This is a genomic window from Pseudosporangium ferrugineum, assembly GCF_003002065.1.
Classification (GTDB): Bacteria; Actinomycetota; Actinomycetes; order Mycobacteriales; family Micromonosporaceae; genus Actinoplanes; species Actinoplanes ferrugineus_A.
In genome coordinates, this window is the sequence record NZ_PVZG01000006.1 from 1 (window position 1) to 17,665 (window position 17,665).

The window sequence follows — 17,665 nt, forward strand, 5'->3', positions numbered from 1 at the left end:
CGCAGGCTGGGCGCGTGGATCTGCTTCGCCGACGAGTCCGGCATCTCGCTGAGACCAGCCCGGGCCCGCACCTGGGCCCGGCGAGGCACCACCCCGATCGTCACCGTTGCCGGGCGCGGCGGCCGCAAACTCTCCCTCGCCGGGATCGTCGCCTACCACGCCGGACATCAGCCGCGCATCATCTACCGCACGATGGTCCACCGAGGACGTAAAGGTGAACCGAAAGGCTTCGGCGAAGACCACTTCGCCAAGCTCCTCGACGCCGCCCACCAGCACCTCGGCGCCCCGATCGTGCTGATCTGGGACGGGCTACCCGCGCATAAGTCCGCCAAGATGCGCGCCCTGATCGCCGCCCGGCCGTGGCTGCGCGTCTACCGTCTTCCCGGCTACGCCCCGGAACTCAACCCGGTGGAGAACCTGTGGTCCAGCCTCAAACGCAGCATGGCCAACCTGGCCCCCGGCCGCATCGACGACCTGCTCCGCGTCGCGAAAAACAGGCTCAAACAGATGCAGTACCGGCCCACCCTCGCCTACGGATTCCTCGCCACCAGCGGACTGGCACCGCCCTGACCCTGACCCCAAAAGCTCAGTATGCACAGGGCCGCGAGCGATGTGATCGCCACCGCACAGCGCATCCTCGGCGGCCTCGAGCAGGACGACCCCGTCACACTGGCAAATCTGCCCCGCCCGGATGTCGACTCGCCCGTCGACTTCGTCGAGCAGTACACCGGATACACCTCTGAATTGTTGCCCGCGTGGGGGCAGCTGACGCCCCGCGAGCAGCGAGACGCCTTCGCCGCCTACGTCGACGGGTTCGGCATGGCGGTCGTCAGCAGGACCATCGCCCGCTGCATCACAGAGCTCGGCGAGCGGGGCATCGCGGTGTGAAGCAGCCGAATCCCCCTCGCAGACCGACGTCGCGGTATTGGGGGGCGGAAGCCGGACCAACGGCCCATCTGGTGGTTTGCGCCGGAGCACGTTTGGGCGCGGCCATGACCTGCAAGCCAGTCGCTTACCCGGCGCGGCGGGCCACCGGCTGAGCTAGTCGTGAGTTGTTGAACCTTGATTCACAACCTCTTGGCATCGCGCTAGTTCGCTACGAGCATAATCGCCGAATCTTCAGCTGTCCCTAAATGGGCTGGCAACCTGCCATCATGCGTAGTCACCCTGCGTAAGGTTGCCTAGGTGAAACGCCAGCTTAGACATCTTCCTCGCCGAGGCGGTGAAGCCCAGACGGGGCTGGGCTTCAGTTCGCCGGCGGGCATGCTGGGACGATGTCGACTGTCCGAGATGCTGGGTGAGCTCTAAGTCACGATTTGGCGTGGCCTACTTGAATCTGATGACACCTGTGGCACAGTCATGTCCCATGGCAGGCGTAGCGATCTCTCTCTTCTCTGGGGCAGGCGGGCTCGACCTCGGCGTCGAGCGAGCCGGTTACGAAGTCAGGGCCGCTCTCGAGCGCAACCCCGACGCGTGCGACACGATGGAGAAGAACTTCGATCACCTGGCGTCGCCGGTAATTCGTAAAGACATTCTGGAAACGTCCACAGAAGAGATCCTCGATGCGGCCGGCCTGAAGAAGGGGAAACATCCGGAACTCCTAGTGGGTGGCCCGCCCTGTACCCCTTTCTCGAAATCGGGATTCTGGCTGGACTACAAGCGGGCAGGACTCGACCCTGACGCATCTCTCCTTCAAGCTTATACGCGCGTCCTCGCCGAGGCGAAGCCCCGTTATTTCATCCTCGAGAACGTCTACGCTCTCACCTACAACAACAAGGCCAGCCGGCCGGCGTTCGAGCGGCTTCTTAGAGAGATCACGGCCGCCGGATATACATTCGATCGTCAGGTCTTGCACGCCGCCGACTATGGCGTGCCGCAGGCGCGACCCCGGCTGTTCATCCTTGGCGCCCGTGAGGGCGAGCCCACGCCCAGTTTGCCAGATCCCAAGCGTGGTGGTCGATGGGAGCGCCGCGCCACCGGTAGGGCAGACACCCCCCATGTCACCGCTGGGGAGGCACTCGCCGGTTTGGTTACGGACCCCGAGCCTGAAGAGATCGTTGGGGGGAAGTACGGCCACCTTCTTCCGGAAGTGCCACCCGGCGGAAACTATCTGCATTTCACCGCTGAACGGAATCATCCGGACCCGCAGTTCGCTTGGCGCAGTAAGTATTGGTCCTTCCTGCTTAAGCTTGACCCCGAGAAGCCTTCGCCCACTATTCAAGCGCAACCAGGCCCCTATATCGGTCCTTTCCATTGGGAGAACCGGCGCTTGCGGGTCGCTGAATTGAAGCGACTCTTCACTTTTCCAGATAATTTCGAGCTAGTGGGTCGGCGCTCGTCCATCCAGGCGCAGTTGGGCAACTCTGTTCCGCCGCTGCTTGCAGAGGCGGTCACGCGCGCACTTCCGGCTTGAGCGTCGACTCGTAGCGCCCGGTGGCCCTGCTCTAGGCCGTACTTCTGCTGTGCAACCGAGGCCGCTGATCCCGGAGAGCGCAGGCGCGTGGACCAAGGCCGCACGCGGGCCTTCGATGTGATCGCAGTAGCGATCAACGCAGCGCTCGCCCGCGGTACGCCGGCCGGCCACCCGCTCGAGCCCGGTGCTTGTGCGCCGGTCACCCCACCCGCGGGTTTGGGTCTGAGTCGGACAGAATAATCCGGATGACCGACTCCATCGCTGGCCGCGCCTACGCACGTGTCTACAGGACCTCGAAGCGAGTAGAGATTCACCGGATGTTGATCGACGCTGTTGGTCGCGCCGGTGGGCGCCTGCTCTACGCCAGCGATCATAGGCGCGCACCGGTCTACCTAGGCGTCGAGACTCCGGCAGGCGAGCGCATCGGAATCATGGCCTACCCCTTCACCGCCACTCACAATGTGATCAAAAACCGGCCACCGGATGAGCATCGATTGCAGATCCGTTACGGGGGTGAGAGCACGTGGACTGGCGATCACCGCTTAGGACGCGACGCCGCCCTGGTGGACACCACGCTGGTGCTGGGCGTTCACCGTGACGCCGACCTATTTATCGGCCTAGACCCTGGGCTTTACGACCCCCTGCCTATGGGTATCTCGATCGAGTTCAAACAGGTCCACGTTGACGCAGCTCAAGCGAGTGGGTGGCATGTGTTCGAACGCGACAACATCACTGGAAGGCGCCGGCCAGACCCACGGGCCGCGCAAGGGCTTGAGGCTGTGGTCTTGTTTCAGCCGCATCGGCTGCTTGACTACGTCCGACTCGAGCGCCAAGCCTCCGACTTGCACCTCGATCCACCGCTGCGCTTCGCCGCGGCGGAGCAAGCGTCCTCGCCTCCTCCCGAGATGCAGCGGTCTCTGCCATCGCTGCATGACCTGGAACAGCAGTTCCAGATGACCGCACCGGAGATCATGGAGATGATCAGCGATCGGAGGCGCTTGACAGTCGCTGTCCGTGGCGGCGTCGCCGAACACCACCTCAACCGCGTGTTGAGCCGCGACGCGCGGGTTGCCCGGCACCGTTCGCTCGACGAGGACGGGCAGCACGACTTCGACGTCACCCTCGTCGACGGCCGGTTCGCGCGCGTGGAGTGCAAGAATGCGTCTCCGCAGCGGTACGCCAACGGCGACATCAAGGTGGAGGTGCAAAAGACAAGGGCGACTCAGGGCGATCCCGCTGGCCGCTTCTACCGGCGCGATCAGTTCGACATCGTCGCTGCATGTCTTTACGCCCCCACCGGCGAATGGCGCTTCGTGTACCGATCGACAGCGCGAATGGAGGCCCATCCCAAGTTCCCAGACCGGCTTGCCCCGTTGCAACACGTCACTAGTGAGTGGTCAGACAATATCGCTGACGCTTTGGGAGGCGGCCCAGTCAGCCGTTCTAGATGCTGATCGGATCCGCGAGACGCTTCGCATTTCCCGCTGTCAGGCATGGGCGGGCGTAGAGGCGGGACGCGGTCGGCGAGGTGTCAACCTCACTACCAGATGCCGAGCGACTGCCGGTCGCGCAAGGAGCGGCAGCCGAACACATGAGACTCGCCGACGAGAACGTGAAGCTTCGTACCCGAAAGGTGGATCTGCACCTCCGGACTTCGTCCCGTGCTGTAAGTAGTCTGTCACCAGGTGGTGATCGTGGACCTTGCGGAGTGGAACAGCCAGCTGTTCAGTGACGTCTGCGCGCGGGGGCGTAGAGGCCAGCGGCTGTACCTGTACGTCGACCGGGACTTGCTAGGCAAGCTCGCCAACACGTCGCCCCAAGCGGCCGTCGACGACTTCAGCCGCGCCTTTCGCGCTTCCATGGGAGTGGAGCCGTTCGGCCGAGGCGCTCAGGAAGCGTCCGCCTGGCGCCGAAGGAACTTCGAGGGCCCCCCACCGCTCGTCGCTCACCTGGCCATGAGCGTTCTTGCCGTGACCGAGCAGCCCATTGGCGGCAGCCACGGGGTGTATGCCTGTCAGAACCGTTTACTCGGCCTACCGGAGACACCGACACCTCCGCCGGGCTATGCGGTTCACGTACCGCTGCTCTGGGGCGTATGGAACTCATGGCTTCAAGGCCCTGGCGCCGTCTACGGCCTGCCCACCGCCAAGGCGCACCCGCACTGGTCGCTCCAGGGCTGGGCGCGCAGCCAAGGGCTAATTCGCTTCACGGACCGCCTCCAACTCGAGGAATACTTCTCGGCTTTCACAGGCGAAACGTCGTTCGACGGCTTCCTCTCGTGGTTGCGCCTGCACCGCTTTGAACTCTGGCGACGCCTCCAAGAGAAGCCTGCGCTGGAGATCCTCGAAGACGTTTTCCGCGAAGAGGCCGCGCGCTGGCTGGAGCAGGGACCGCGCGTTGTGAGCAGGCCCGGGCGGCAGGGTCTGTTGCAGTTCGACCCCTGGACGCGCTCCTTCAGCGGAGCCGTGCCCGTCGATGACGAACTGATCGGCCAGACGGTCGACCTTGGCGGCGGCGAGCAGTGCGTCGTCGAGGAATCCGACAGCTTGCTCACGGTGATACCGCCCGTTGCTGACGATGCGCTGCTGCGTGATGGTTTCGAGCATGAACTGAACGACACGGTAGCCAAGCGCTTCGGCGGCGAGGCCATCTACGTCATGCGAGATGACCCGGCGGCCAACGGTCTCCTGCAGGTGCGCTCATTAAGCCGCCCTGAGTCGGTGAAGGTTCTGCTGCGGCGCAGCCAGCTCCAGCGAGTCAGCGAGATCCTCCGCGGCGCTGGGATCGAGGTCAATGTCGGCCCGGCTGCGTGGGCGGGTTGGATCTGGATTAATAGCATCCAGTTAAGTCCATCGCAGCGGTCGGCCCTGGAATGCCTGCGCCTCACCCACGTGGCTGCAGGCGTGCAGCCGCTCGCCCATCTCCATGGTGGTCTGCGGCTACGCGCGAGCACCTATCTCGTCGGCGGCGAGCCCGACCTGCTAACGCCCTCCGGGATGCTCAAGGACGTGAGGCTGGACGGGGTATTGGTAAGGACCACGCCGCTCGCTTATCGTCTACCGCTTGTCGACCAGTTCCTCGGGCCGGGCGAGCACCTCCTTGAGTTTCCTGGTGGCCGGCTCTCGTTTCGCACCTTGGAGTATGTCCACGAGGTGCCTAAGGCCGGCGGCATCCTGAGGTCCATTGAACAACGCGGGTCACGCTATGTCATCGGCGTAGCAGAGCGGGCCGATGACGCTTCGATGTCGCTATCCGGAGCATCCCTGCGCCCCGTGAAGGTGCCCAACACGTATGTGATCAGACGCTCTCCGTCCTCTGAGATCCTGTTCGTCACTGACAGCGGCGAGGTGGCCGAGATTCGCCCCGACACGCCGCTGTGGCTTCGCTCCTTAAGCTTGGAGCCGGCGGCGATCGATGTCATGGCCGCGATCCGTGCAACGCCCTCGCCCGTAGCCTGTCTAGTCGTGCGCAACACTTATACGGGGAGCACCCAAGCCATCGCTGTTCCACCGGACGCCCCGCGCATGGACGGTCACGCCGAGACGCACCCACGCCCTGAAGCGTTTGCTGCGCTGGCGGTCAGTGTGGGCTCGTGGTCGTGGGTCGGGGTGCCGGACCCGCGGATCCGTCGAATCTTCTCCCAAGCGATCCAGGCCCATAAGGCCAAGGGAACCCGCCCTGCGCAGCCGCGAACTTGGTCGAGACGACCGGAAGCCGCCGTTCGCGGCGACGTCGCCGCGGGGCCTGTTGCGAATAATCCCTTCGACGACGTCCTCAGCTGGCTATCAGAGCGCGAGCACGGGCGAGCATCGGTGCAAGCGTTCATAAGCACCTGGGAATGGGCGTGCACGCGCTATGGCTTCGCCTCTCTTGCTCACCAGTGGCGACGCGCGCTGCGCGTCCTCGAGGAGCTCGGTCATATAGAGCGGGACTACGAGACGGGGCAGATCGGTGCAGCTCCGGCCGAACTCGTCGCACTACCCGCATCCTCGGGACTGTATGTCTTGACAGGCTCACGGCCCATCCGGCTCGTTGAGCGGATCAACGACCCCGATGACGATGACCCGGTTGTCGGTGACGCGGTGTCCGCATGGGAAGTGCACGTACGCACCCTGCTCGACGCACATGGTGTCCCCGCCGGACCGGCGGCTATCTACATCGAATGGGACCCGACACGGCGGGAGAGCGTCGAAAAGGGTCTGCAGCGCTTGGGCGTCGGTCTGACCGGATCAGTCGCCGAAGCCCTTCTCGCCATGCAGCCTGGCATCCATCAACTTGATCTGGCCGGCATGCCCCTGACCATGTCGCCAGGCCGGGAGATGTGGATGCGCCGTCGCAACCCCAGCGGCGCCTTCGACTGGATCGCAGCGTCCTCCGACACCGCGGCAGGCCTCTACTGTTACCAACTGCGGCACCGACGGGTCTACGCCTGGCGCTCCGAGCCCGCAGCGCCGCTCGTGCAGGTCGAGTTCGCTGTCGGCGAGTGGTTGCTTCAGACGGCCACCGGCAAGACAAGCTGCCTCCTCGCCGATGCGGGCGCTGCGCGCCTCTTGGCGGTGCCTGCCAATTTGCCGCTGCCTCGCCTCCTCGCGCGCTCGCTGGTCCTACGTAGCGGTCTGCCGCCGCATACCGCAACGGCGCGAACCGACGGCACCCCATACCTCGTCTACGACAACGTCGACGCGCGCACTATCCACCACGTCGCGCAGCTCTTGGCACAAGACCCCGTCCACACCAGCATCACCAGGAAGTTGGCATAAGTGAGTCAACATGCGGCATCCGCGCTCACCCTCGACAACCTGCAGACCTACCTCGAAGAAACGTTTCTGCGCTACTACCGGACGGCTTACGAGCTGCGCGACGCTCACGTGGAGGAAGAACGGCGGCGGTTGCTGAGCCAGCGCGGATCCATCTTCATCGACCCCTACGTCGAGCTGATGCCGGCGTACCCCTCGTCGGCCTCATCCGTGACGGACATCTTCGCCAGCCTCGGCCTCGCGGAGGCCGCGGAGCTCGTCCATGCTGGGCTACTCCCGCACGCTGCGCCGTGGAGCCATCAGGAGCAGGCTCTACGCGCTTCGATGGCAGGCGATGACGTCATCGTCGGCACAGGCACCGGTTCCGGGAAAACGGAAGCGTTCCTCTTGCCGGTGCTCGCTCGCCTCGTTGCCGAGTCCCGCACCTGGAGACCACAGGAAACATTGAGTGCCGCAACGCCGTGGTGGCGTGGCACGGGGGCGTTCAAGCCCCAGCGCAGCGGTGAGACCGGTCGCCTGCCTGGCATCCGCGCCCTGCTGCTTTACCCCATGAATGCCCTCGTCGAAGACCAGATGGTCCGCCTGCGATCCGCCCTCGACTCGCCATCAGCGCGCCGATGGCTAGCGAAGAACCGTCCTGGACATCGCTTCTACTTCGGGCGATACACCGGCCGAACTCCCCTGCCCGGCACACGACACACAGCAAACTCAGACAAAGTCAAACGACTGGCCCGGCTCTTGCGAGAGGCGGAAGCACGTCACCTGCGCCTTCTCCAAGGCATCGGCGAGGGAGAAATCCGGGAAAGCTGGCGCTACTTCCTGCCCGCCCTGGACGGTGCCGAGATGCGCTCACGCTGGGACATGCAAGCCGCCGTGCCCGACATCCTGATCACCAACTACAGCATGCTCTCGATCGCCTTGTCCCGCTCAGATGAGGCACCCATGATCGAGGCGACCCGCCGATGGCTAGAAGCCTCACCTGAGCACCACTTCAGCCTAGTCATCGACGAGTTGCACATGTATCGCGGCACGTCCGGCACCGAGGTCGCCTACCTACTACGCCGCCTCATGACCGCGCTAGGACTCGACGAGCGTCCCGAACAGCTTCGAGTGATCGGTACCTCCGCCAGCATCCAGGACGACACCGAGGGCCGAGCGTTCCTCAGCGAGTTCTTCGCCCGACAAGACCCATCGCGCTTCACCTTCGTCAAAGCGAAGCATCAGATCCCACCGGGCGCCGACGACCTGCGGCACCTGGCAGGTTCCTTGCTCCGCGGGGACCTGCACGTCGACAATCTGCCTGCCGACGACACTATTAAAAGAGCCTTCGCCCTGGCGATGACAGACCCGCAGAGCGGCGAGTTCCGCCCGCGCTCCATCGACACCGTCGCCGGCAGGCTGTTTCCCGAGAGCGAACCTCGGCAGGCTCGCGAAGCCCTCAACTGCCTTACCGCCTTGCTCGAGCAACAGCCCTCCCCAGCTGCACGGCTCCGCGGACATCTGTTCACGCGCACTCTGCAAGGCCTGTGGGCCTGTGCCGACCCATCCTGTCCTGAGGTGCCAGAAGATCTCCAAAACCCGGGACGCCGCATCGGAGTGCTCTACGCAACACAGCGCTTCACCTGCGAATGCGGCTCACGCGTCCTCGAATTGCTCTACTGCCAATCGTGCGGAGAAACCATGCTGGGCGGCTACGTCGCCCGAGCCTCCGGCCGTGAGTTCCTCGTGTCGTCGATAGCCTCCCTCAACGAGCTGCCGGATCGAGCTGCAACCGGCAGCAACGCCGACAACTACCGCGTCTACTGGCCGACCGACCGCGCGCCAGTCGGCACAGTGCAATGGCAGCGCACAGGCACACGAACGTCAGCCGATACCAAGGCGCCCCAATACCAGATGAGGTTCACCAAGGCACGGCTGTCACCCGGAACCGGCCAGCTCCTGCGCAATCCACGACAAGGCATGACGGGCTACGTTTACACGCTTACCGCCAACGGCGCCGAAGATCGTATGCCCCCCTACCCCACGAAATGCCCCTCCTGCGGCGATGACCGCGAGTGGAAGCAGAAAAGCACTAGAGTCGAAGACCGCCAACGCTCACGCTCTTCCATCCGCACCCAGGGCGTCGGCTTCGACCGAGCCAATCAGGTCCTCACCGGTGCTCTCAAGCGGCGCCTCGACTCCCACCTCGTCACCTTCTCCGACAGCCGCCAAGGCGCGGCCCGCGTCGCTGCCAATCTCGAGCTCGCGCACTACCTCGACCTCATCCGAGCCCTATTGCTCAAGACGCTACGAGAGAAAGCCGAAGACGGTGCGCTGCTACAGACCCTGCTGGACGGCAATTCAAGCTCCGAAACCAGCGCGTTCTTGGAGCGCCTGCAGGTAACCGATCCCAATGCTGCCATGGCAGCAATGAAGAAGGCCAACAAGTTCCCGCTCACCTCCGCCGACGAGCGCGCCCTACAGGGAGCCACCGAAACGCTGGGAGGCAAACCCAGCCTCGTCGACCTGGTCAATCAGCTGCAGCCGCTATTGCTTAACCTCGGCGTCAACCCAGGCGGTCCAGGACCATCACTCAACAAGCTGCCGAGCGGGCTGCCATGGACCAACCTCTTCGATTGGGATGTCCGTCCCGTCCGCGACCGAGGCGCCTTCCTCGACCCCGATGCCGTCGGACTTCTCAACAAGCTCCAGCGGCATCTCGCCGAGCAGGTCGTGAAAACGATCTTTGCAGGCGGTGACCGAGACGCCGAGTCACTCGGCCTGGCTCACGTCATACCGGCGACGACGGTGTCCCTCGGTTCCTTGAACACTGCCACAGCGTACGAATTCGCATGCTCAGCACTGCGGATCATGGGCCGGCGGCGACGCGTTATGTGGACAACCGACGCCGAGAAAGGTTGGCCAAGCCAGCTCAAGCACTATGCGGAAGCTGTCATCAACGCTCACCCCTGCGGCTTCGACGGCGAAGGACTCGCCGACGCCCTCGGCCAGCGCATCAAAGCCGGACAGCAATCAGGATTCCGTGTCGACCCAAACGAGATGCGCATCGCACTGATCGACAAACCGCAAGTCTGGCGATGCCAGGTATGCCGTACCAAGCACCTGCACCCAAGCGCCGGCGTGTGCATCACCTGTTATCAAAAGCTTCCCAACGAACCGGAGGCATCCGAGACCGTACCGCAGGACTACTACGCGTGGCTTGCAGACCATGACGGGGGCGCCTATCGATTCCACTGCGAGGAACTCACCGGGCAGACTGACCCACTCGAAGCCCAAGCGCGGCAAGCGCGCTTCCAAGGCGTCTTCCTCGCCGGAACCGAAGTCAAGGAAGTCGAGGAGATCGACATCCTCTCGGTCACCACAACGATGGAAGCAGGAGTCGACATCGGAGCGCTGCGCGGCGTAGTCATGGCTAACATGCCTCCCCAGCGCTTCAACTATCAACAGCGAGTCGGACGCGCGGGCCGGCGAAGCGAGCACCTAGCCGTCGCGCTCACCGTATGCCGCGGCGCCCGTAGCCACGACGAGCACTACTTCGCCAACCCGGCCGCGATCACTGGCGACGAACCACCCCAGCCGTTCCTTGACACGCGATCCGAGCCAATCCTCAGACGCGCCTTCACCGCTGAGGTGCTCACCCGTGCCTTCCGGCACGCAGCCACTCAGGTCGACTTCGACGGGGGCCGCAGCGTGCACGGAGAGTTCGGCTCAACCACCGACTGGCTCAACCACGCAAGTCTGGCCTCCGTCGTCCGCGACGCCCTGACGGCCGAGCGCGAGAGCTGGAAGGGGGTCGCGCGGAGCCTGCTCACTGCTACGAGGATGGCTGCCGCGAACACGGATACTCTGGCCGACTGGGCGGCGTCCGAGCTAGCCGGCCGGATCACGGCAGCTGCACAGGAAGCCCGAGTGCCCGCATTGTCCGAGGCATTAGCTCAGGCCGGCCTGCTACCGATGTTCGGCTTTCCCACGCAGGTTCGCGTCCTCTACGCCGACTGGCCGCGAGGCTGGGAAGAGCCCAACAGCCTGGACCGAGACACCGCAATCGCCATATCCGAGTTCGCGCCGGGATCAGAAGTGGTCAAAGACAAGGCCATTCACACCGCTGTCGGCGTCGTCGACTACATCCAACGCCCGGATGGCTCGTGGGCACAGAGCAACGACGACCCACTAGGCCCTCTCACGGCCGCAGGTATCTGTCATTCCTGCCTGGGTGTCGCCAAGGTTCTCAGCGATACTTGTCCGCACTGTGGCGCCAGCGCGCCCGAATACACGCAGGTGCAGCTAGCGGAGCCTCTCGGCTATCGGACGTCCTACTGGCCACGTGACTACGAGCAACTCGGCGATCCGTCCGCCCGCGCTACCCAGCCCCGCCTGGCACTCGACGAGGCGCCGGACATCAAATGCGACAACGCGCTCGTGCGATCCGCGAACGGAGAGATCCTGGCAGTCAATGACAACAACGGCGCTCTGTACGATTTCGTACCCGCCACGAAGAACACCCAAAAGGGAGCACGACTTGCGGACGGGCTCATCGACCAGGGCCTCCTCGACGACAAGGACCGCAAGGACCAAGCTCGGTTGTGGGGTCACACCGCCGCTGGGCCTGCTCGACAGCCGGTCGCCTTAGCCGCGCGCCGTCGCACTGACGTCCTTGTCATCGGCTTGGACCAGCTGGCGCCCGGGCTCCGCATCGATCCACAACTGCCTGCGGGCCGCGGGGCCTGGGCTTCGCTGGGCTATCTGCTACGCGACACAGCCGCCAAATGGCTCGATATCGGTTCTGACGAAATTCAGATTGGTATTCACCCCCGTAAGCGCGCAGAATTGGTTGGCGAGCTCTTCATCGCCGACAGCCTCGAGAATGGCGCCGGCTATGCAACCCGCCTCGCAGCCAAGATCGAAACGCTGTTCCAGGAGGCCGACGCCTACGCCGAGGCGCTCAGACGGCATGGCGCTGGACAGCCGTGCGACTCCAGCTGCCACAGCTGCCTACGCGACTACAACAACCGACCTTGGCACCCCCTTCTTGACTGGCGCCTGGCTGTCGATCTGCTCGATCTGCTTCGAGGCCGCTCGCTTGACGTCAACCGGCAGCGCGATCGCGACTTCAACGCGGCGCGAAAGCTTGCAGATGATTTTGACCTAACCCTCACCGGAGACGAGGTTCCGGTCATCGTCAAACAGGGCGGCAGCGCGCTTGCGATCATGCACCCTTTTGAGGACCAAGCGCCCACGTCCCCCAACGCACGAGTAGCCGAGGTCCGGAGCAGCTACGGCAACGTCGCCCTGGCTACGTCATTCGAGCTTCTCAGGCGGCCAGGCGCGCTGATCGCAGACCTCATGGCAAGCTAACTAAAAGCCTGGGATGTCCCGGCGCTGCCCGCTCGCCGAGTCAGCGAGGTAGCGCCGGCGGCGAGCTGGTGGATACGGTTGACGCTGTGCGAGCACCGCCTTACTGCCGCACGTTACGTACCGGACCCACTCCCTCGACGCGCGCCTGGATAAGGCGGTCCACAACATCGTCGGGATGCTCATGCTCCCAGGCTCTGATGACCCGCCAGCCTACGGCGCTCAGGCGCGCGTCGGTGTCTTGGTCCCGACGCACATTTCCCCTTATCTTCGCTGACCAGTATGACGCGTTGGTAGCCGCAGGCTTGTAATGCTCCGGACAGCCATGCCAGTAGCATCCATCGATGAAAACGGCGATCCTATCGCGAGTAAACACTAGATCCGCGCGCCGACGGATTTCTGGTACCGGCTGGGTATTGACGCGGTAGCGCAGACCTCGCCGATGCGCTACTCGACGGACCGCAAGCTCAGGACGCGTATCCCGACTCCGGTTTCCCTGCATCACTCGACGTACGGCTGCGCTGCTTGCCTCGGGCGGGCGTGGCAGTCGTCGGTCATCGTCGGTCACGTGGAAGACGATAGATGACCTGCTGGTGTTGTCGAGAGCTGTAGCCGGGTGAAGTCCCAGCAAGCATGCTGCGACCTGCACTGGGAAGAGCGGCGTCCGCGGAGGCATCGACGACTCCGTGGAGCCGGCGTGCTTGGAGGCGCCACTGTCCAGGAACGGCAGCCAGCGCCGGCTGCTCGGCAGTTGCTCGTATGTTCATTGCCTTTAATGGATGCACCGAGACGGTCGCGGACGCTGACTCATCCACGCGCGTATCGCGCCAACGTTAAAGACCCGAACGTCGTCGTACGACGATGGACTCGACCAGAACGGTGACCCTCACGTCGGACAGTCGCATACTCGTCTCACGGGCTGACCTTTAATCCTCAGGTTCGGGGTTCGAGTCCCGGCGGCCCAGATTACGCCCTTGGACAGTGCCGTCTGTGGTTGGACGGAGCGAAACATGGCCGCTCCCGAACAGACGAGCGCCCATCGAGGACCAGGCCGCCACAATGGACAATGCGGCGTTGGAGTTCCGCCTGCTCAGGGGGCATCTTGTCGAGCGGAAATTGCCCAATCTGGTGGATTAAAAGTCCACAGCTCTGCCATTGAGCTAGCGGCCCGCGAGATCAGGTTACCCGACCACGGCGCGGCCGGCGGGGCAGGCTTGGGGCGGCGTGGGGTTCTCCGCTTTCTGCGGGGCGGTGGACCGCCCCCGTGGCGGTGCGGCCTACCGGGAGCCCAGTGCGCGGCCGCCCTGAGGCGCGCCTCGTCCGCTCCGCTGGCGACCGTCCCGGCCGGCGGCGCTCGCGGTCGGGGGCGCACGCGTGAAGGGGATCTGGGCATAATCGCGGGGTCGGGCGGATCGGGGTTCGGGGACCAGGATTGGTTATACCGGCGGGGTATCACGGCTGACCGGACCGGTATTGGACGGTATTGGCGCCTCGCCGCATTCTTGTGTTTGCCGGGCTTCCCGGGCAATAGGCACGAGGATCGAAAGGCAATAGGTTGAGCGCGAATTCTTCCACCCTTCCCGGTGGCACCTGGTCCCTCGGCGACCTGACGGTCACGCGGTTCGGTTACGGGGCCATGCAGTTGGCCGGCCCGGGGGTGATGGGTCCGCCCGCGGACCGGGACGGTGCTCTGGCCGTTCTGCGCGAGGTCGTCGACCTCGGTATCACCCACATCGACACCGCGGATGCGTACGGGCCGCGGGTCACCAATGAGCTGATCCGCGAGGCGCTGCATCCGTACCCGGGGTCGCTCCACGTGGTGACGAAGGTGGGGGCGACCCGGGACGAGCACGGGGGATGGCCGCCGGCTCGCCGTCCCGATCAGTTGCGGCGGGCGATCGACGAGAATCTGGAGAGCCTGGGGGTCAGTGAGCTGGATCTGGTGCATCTGCGCCTCGGTGATGCCGCGGGGCCCCAGCCGGGCTCGCTGGCGGAGGCGTTCGAGGCGCTGGTCGACCTGCAGAAGCAGGGGCTGATCCGGCACCTCGGCGTCAGCAACGCGACCGCGGACCAGGTGGCCGAGGCGCAGTCGATCGCGCCGATCGTGAGCGTGCAGAACATGTACAACCTCGCGTACCGCCAGGACGACGAGCTCATCGACCGGCTCGCGGCCGAGAACATCGCGTACGTGCCCTTCTTCCCGCTCGGTGGTTTCACCCCGCTGCAGTCCGACGCCCTCTCGTCCGTGGCGGACCGCCTGGGGAGCACGCCGATGTCGGTCGCGCTGGCCTGGCTGCTGCAACGCTCGCCGAACATCCTGCTGATCCCGGGTACGTCGAGCGTCGCGCACCTGCGGGAGAACGTCGCCGGCGCCGGTCTCTCGCTGTCCGAGGAGGACCTGGCCGAGCTGGACAGGATCGGGCGATGACCAGGGTCCGTCTTCTGCTCGTCTCCGTCGCGGCGGCCGTCGCGGTCGCCGCGACCGGGTCCCTGCCCGCCGCGGCGCAGGCGAACGCGTGGCACCGCAGCGCTCTGGACGTCCGGGTGGCTGTCGGCGTGGACGGGGTGTCCTCGGCCACGATCCACGCCGAGCAGTACACGCCGTCGCGGCGGGCCCGCGGGGTGCAGGTGTTCATCCCCGGCGTCACCTACGACCACCACTACTTCGACCTGGCCACCGCGCGGGGAACCGTTTCCCAGGCCCGGCAGGCCGCCCGCAGCGGATGGGTGGCCATCGCGCTGGACCGCCTCGGCACCGGCCTGTCGTCCAAGCCGGCGGCGGACTCCGTCACCACCGCCGTACACATCGCTTCGATCGACCATTTCATCGACGCGATCAGCCGCCGGTACGCGCGGCTGCCGATCGTCGTCGTGGGTCACTCGTACGGAAGTGTCGTCGCCGAGGGGGTCGCGGCCCGATCGGACAAGGTCGACGCGCTCGTCGTCACCGGGTTCATGTACCGCGCGACCCCGCCGTCGTTCGAGGGATTCCCGGAGTTGACGCCGGCCTCCACCGACCCGGTGCTCGCCGGCCGGAAGCTGCCACCGGGATACCTGACCACCGCACCGGGCTCGCGGAAGTTCTTCTATCACCTGCCCGGCACTGACCCGGCGACGCTCGCGGCGGACGAGGCCACCAAGGCGACGACGACCGAGGCCGAGATCCCCGGTTTCTCCACCGAGTTCGGTACGGGGGCCTTCGCCGCCGCGGTCCGAGTCCCCGTCCTCGTCGTCGTGGGTCAATACGACTACCTCTACAAGGGCGGCGACCCCCGGGCCTTCGTGCCCGACCAGAAGCGGGCGTTCGGGGCGGCCCGGAAGGTCAGCGCGGTGCTGATCACGAACGCGGCCCACGACCTGGCGCTGCACCGCAACGCCGCGACGACCAACGCGCTCATCAACAGGTGGGCGGCCGCCTCTCAGCGGCCGTAGCGCTCCCGGCGTACGGTCGGCTTGCGTCCCCTGATCGTGCTCTTCTGCAGCGCGGCGATGACCATGTCGGCGGTCGATTCCGGAACCTCGACCAGGGAATAACGGTCGGTGATCTGGATCGCGCCGATGTCGCGGGTGCTGAGGCGGGCCTCGCCGGTGATCGCACCGACGACGTCCTGGGGGCGCAGGCCGGCGCGCCGCCCGATGCCGAGGAAGAGGCGGGTCACTCCGGCGTCGGGGTGGCGTGCGGTGCCCGGGCGGTCGCGGCGGCCGTCACCGCGCCGGGAGTCGCGGCCCTCCGGGCGCGGCTCCCCGGCGAACGAGGGGATCTCCTGCTCGTCGACGTCGCCGCCGGCCGCCTCGTGGGCCAGCTTCACCGCGGCCAGCGCGACCGTCTCGATGCCTAACTCGTCGCCGAGCGAGTCGATCACCACGCGGAAGCGTTCCAGGTCGTCGGCCTCGAGGCTGGCCTGCAGCGCCGCCCGGGTGAGCTCCATGCGACGGGCCCGCAGGTCGGTGACCGTCGGAACCTTCTCCAGGGCGATGCGCTGGCCGGTCAACCGCTCGATGGCCTTGAGCATCCGGCGTTCCCGCGGCTCGGCCAGGGTCACCGCGGCGCCCTCGCGCCCGGCGCGGCCGACCCGGCCGATGCGGTGGACGTACGACTCGGGCGCGGCGGGGACGTTGTAGTTGACGACGTGGGTGAGCTGCTCGACGTCCAGGCCGCGGGCCGCCACGTCGGTCGCGACCAGCAACTCCGTGCTGCCGCTGCGGAGCCGGCCCATCACCCGGTCGCGCTGGTCCTGGCTCATGCCGCCGTGCAGCGCCTCGGCGCGGTACCCGCGCCCGTTCAGGATCTCGGTGACTTCGTCGACCTCTTGACGGGTACGGCAGAAGACGATCGCCGCCGGCGGCGCCTCCACGTCGAGGACCCGGGCGAGGGCGGCGGGCTTGTGGGCGCGGGCGACCACGTACGCGCTCTGCCGGACCAGCGGCAGGTCGCCGGTGTGCGAGGTCTCCCGGCCCATCTGGATCCGGATGGGGGAGCGCAGATGCCGGCGGGCGATCGCGTCGATCCGGGGCGGCATCGTGGCGGAGAACAGCACCGTCTGCCGGTCCTCGGGCGTCTCGACGAGGATCGCGTCGATGTCTTCCGCGAAGCCCATGTCGAGCATCTCGTCTGCCTCGTCGAGCACCACCGTACGCAGGGCGCCGAGCTGCAGTGTCTCCCGGTTGAGGTGGTCGAGCACCCGCCCCGGCGTGCCGACGACGACGTCCACCCCGCGCTGCAACGCCTGCAGCTGACGCCCGATGGGCTGCCCGCCGTAGACCGGGAGCACGCGGACGCCGAGGTCGCGGCCGTACCGGTGGACGGCCTGCGAGACCTGCTCGGCGAGTTCGCGGGTGGGCACGAGGATCAGCGCCGCGGGATCGGCGCCGCCGGTGTGCCCGGTCAGCCGCTGGAGGACCGGCAGCGCGAAGGCCGCCGTCTTGCCCGTACCCGTGGCCGCCTGCCCCAGGAGGTCGTGCCCCTCGAGCAGGGGCGGGATGGCCTCCCGCTGGATCGGCGTCGGCTCCTCGTAACCCAGGTTGGTCAGCGCCCGCAACAACTCCGGCCCCAGCGCCAGGCCGGCGAAACCCGGGGCCTCCTCGGACGGATGCTCACTCATGAGTGCTCTGACCCTTCGCATAAGTCGCTTACGGATGTGCC

Annotated in this window: 10 protein-coding genes; 8 read left to right on the top strand and 2 right to left on the bottom strand. The window is 65.9% G+C overall.

Annotated features, from left to right (window positions below; all coding sequences use genetic code 11):
- The 6 genes from CLV70_RS14170 to CLV70_RS14195 all read left to right on the top strand — a co-directional run.
- Window positions 1-570 (top strand): transposase (locus CLV70_RS14170; protein ID WP_245908221.1); only part of this gene is annotated, 570 nt, incomplete at its 5' end.
- A gap of 21 nt (window positions 571-591) precedes the next feature.
- Entirely contained in the window at window positions 592-888 is a 297-nt protein-coding gene (locus tag CLV70_RS14175) for a hypothetical protein (RefSeq protein ID WP_106126954.1), read from the top strand.
- Window positions 889-1,366: 478 nt separating this feature from the next.
- On the top strand, window positions 1,367-2,413 hold the full coding sequence (locus CLV70_RS14180) for a DNA cytosine methyltransferase (protein ID WP_245908222.1): 1,047 nt from the start codon (window positions 1,367-1,369) through the stop codon (window positions 2,411-2,413).
- Between the two features lie 245 nt (window positions 2,414-2,658).
- Window positions 2,659-3,867, top strand: coding sequence for a hypothetical protein (locus tag CLV70_RS14185; protein WP_106126955.1), 1,209 nt, complete (start codon window positions 2,659-2,661; stop codon window positions 3,865-3,867).
- 231 nt (window positions 3,868-4,098) lie between these two features.
- Window positions 4,099-7,173, top strand: a complete 3,075-nt coding sequence (locus CLV70_RS14190) for a hypothetical protein (RefSeq protein ID WP_106126956.1) — start codon at window positions 4,099-4,101, stop codon at window positions 7,171-7,173.
- Window positions 7,174-12,525 carry a DEAD/DEAH box helicase gene (locus CLV70_RS14195; protein WP_106126957.1) on the top strand — a complete coding sequence of 1,784 codons (5,352 nt, stop codon included), beginning with the start codon at window positions 7,174-7,176 and terminating at the stop codon, window positions 12,523-12,525.
- A gap of 100 nt (window positions 12,526-12,625) precedes the next feature.
- Here the strand turns inward: CLV70_RS14195 and CLV70_RS14200 are convergent, their stop codons facing one another.
- Window positions 12,626-13,198 (bottom strand): very short patch repair endonuclease, encoded by a 573-nt coding sequence (locus tag CLV70_RS14200; RefSeq protein ID WP_106126958.1) that lies wholly within the window; start codon window positions 13,196-13,198, stop codon window positions 12,626-12,628.
- Window positions 13,199-14,077: 879 nt separating this feature from the next.
- Here CLV70_RS14200 and CLV70_RS14205 point away from each other — a divergent pair.
- Entirely contained in the window at window positions 14,078-14,950 is an 873-nt protein-coding gene (locus tag CLV70_RS14205; protein WP_106126959.1) for an aldo/keto reductase family oxidoreductase, read from the top strand.
- Window positions 14,947-15,954: an alpha/beta hydrolase gene (locus tag CLV70_RS14210; RefSeq protein WP_106126960.1), complete on the top strand. Its 1,008-nt coding sequence runs from the start codon at window positions 14,947-14,949 to the stop codon at window positions 15,952-15,954. Before CLV70_RS14205 ends, CLV70_RS14210 begins: the two co-directional genes overlap by 4 nt.
- Here the strand turns inward: CLV70_RS14210 and CLV70_RS14215 are convergent.
- The gene (locus CLV70_RS14215; protein WP_106126961.1) at window positions 15,942-17,624 is read right to left on the bottom strand and encodes a DEAD/DEAH box helicase; all 1,683 of its coding nucleotides are present in this window, start codon (window positions 17,622-17,624) and stop codon (window positions 15,942-15,944) included. The genes CLV70_RS14210 and CLV70_RS14215 overlap by 13 nt on opposite strands.
- Window positions 17,625-17,665 lie beyond the last annotated feature (41 nt).